Below are 1,586 nucleotides of genomic sequence, written 5' to 3' on the forward strand. Positions count from 1 at the left end.
GGTCCTGGAGGAGTCGGTCCGGCAGCGGGTCGCCGCGGCCGGTGGCGAGGCCCGCCGGGCGGCCGACGCGCCCGCGGGACAGGCAGCGGGTGAGGGCGTCACGCTCTTCGGCCGGGAGGACGGCGGATACAGCGAGACGGAGCATCTGCTCGCCCGGATCTGGGCCAGGGAACTCGATCTGGACCGGCTGAACATCCATGAGAGCGCCTTCTCGCTGGGCGGGGACTCCCTCGTCGCCCTGCGGATCGCGCAAAGCATCCAGAAGACCATGGGCGTCCGGGTGTCGATGGTCGACCTGTTCCGGTACGTCACGGTCGCCGACCTGGCGGCGCACCTCGACAGCAAGAAGTCCCACGGCTGAAACGGCGATCCCGTTCGGCCGCCCCTTCCAATCATCTGAGGCGGTATCAGCATGAACATCCGTACGGTGGGTGTCATCGGCGCGGGCACCATCGGCCGTGGAGTGGCACAGTCCCTGGCCCAGTCCGCGTTCGACGTGCTGCTGATCGACGTGTCCGAGGAGCAGCTCGCCTCCGCCACGACACAGATCGGGAACGACCTGCGGCTGCAGGGCATGTTCCGCGCGGAGCGTCTGAAGGACGACCCGGCCACCATCCTCGGCCGCATCACCACCGGCACCGATCTCGCGGCCCTGAGCGCCGCGGACTTCGTCGTGGAGAACGTCACCGAGAACTGGGACATCAAGCGCGACGTCTACGAGAAGATCGACAAGATCTGCCGTCCGGAGGTCGTCTTCGGCGTCAACACCTCCGCGGTGCCCATCACCCGGGTCGGCTCGGTCACCGAGCGTCCCGAGCGCGTGCTCGGGCTGCACTTCATGAATCCCGTGCCGCTGATGGACACGGTCGAGGTCGTCCAGGGCCACTTCACCTCGGAGCAGACCCTGGGCACCGCGCTGGGGCTCCTGCGGGACCTCGGCAAGGAGGGCATCGTCGTCCAGGACGCGCCCGGCTTCGTCACCAACCGCGTCCTGATGCTGACGATCAACGAGGCGATCTTCTGCGTCCAGGACCAGGTCGCCACGGCCGATCAGGTCGACCGGATGTTCAAGGGCTGCTTCGGCCACAAGATGGGCCCGCTGGAGACCGGCGACCTCATCGGCCTCGACACGATCCTGAACTCCCTCACCGTCATGTACGAGAGCTTCCGCGACAGCAAGTACCGTCCCGCGCCGCTGCTCCAGCGCATGGTCGACGCCCGGCTGCTGGGCCGCAAGACCGGACGCGGCTTCTACACCTACTGACAACCCCACCCCACACTGGAGGCAGAACCATGCAGAACGACGTGCGCACCCGGGTCCGGGAGTTCCTCGCACCGCAGCTCAACGGCCGCACCCTGGCCGACAGCGACGACATCTTCGCGCTGGGATACGTCAACTCGCTCTTCGCCATGCAACTGGCGCTCTTCGTGGAGCAGGAGTTCTCGCTCCAGCTCACCCCCGACGACATGGAGTTCGACAACTTCCGGACGGTGGACGGACTCGTCCGACTCGTGACGTCGAAGACCGCGACGGCCGCGTGACCCCGAGGACGCCGTTTGAGGTGCTCGCGTAATTGAGCAGCACC

3 protein-coding genes are annotated in these 1,586 nt (G+C 67.2%); all 3 read left to right on the forward strand.

The genetic code is table 11. The features are described from left to right. A partial coding sequence (locus ABZ281_RS48800; RefSeq protein ID WP_356665231.1) for a phosphopantetheine-binding protein occupies positions 1–361 on the forward strand: 361 nt, incomplete at its 5' end. A 51-nt stretch (positions 362–412) separates the two neighbouring features. Next, positions 413–1,264 (forward strand): 3-hydroxyacyl-CoA dehydrogenase NAD-binding domain-containing protein, encoded by an 852-nt coding sequence (locus tag ABZ281_RS48805; RefSeq protein ID WP_356665233.1) that lies wholly within the window; start codon positions 413–415, stop codon positions 1,262–1,264. A gap of 29 nt (positions 1,265–1,293) precedes the next feature. Beyond that, positions 1,294–1,542 carry a phosphopantetheine-binding protein gene (locus tag ABZ281_RS48810; RefSeq protein WP_030835555.1) on the forward strand — a complete coding sequence of 83 codons (249 nt, stop codon included), beginning with the start codon at positions 1,294–1,296 and terminating at the stop codon, positions 1,540–1,542. Positions 1,543–1,586 lie beyond the last annotated feature (44 nt).

This window comes from Streptomyces sp. NPDC006265 (assembly GCF_040613555.1).
GTDB lineage: Bacteria > Actinomycetota > Actinomycetes > Streptomycetales > Streptomycetaceae > Streptomyces.

What these genes read in the sequence shown, in the direction of transcription:
- ABZ281_RS48805 (WP_356665233.1), top strand. Translation starts at nt 413, where the DNA reads ATGAACATCCGTACGGTGGGTGTCATCGGCGCGGGCACCATCGGCCGT.
- ABZ281_RS48810 (WP_030835555.1), top strand. Translation starts at nt 1,294, where the DNA reads ATGCAGAACGACGTGCGCACCCGGGTCCGGGAGTTCCTCGCACCGCAG.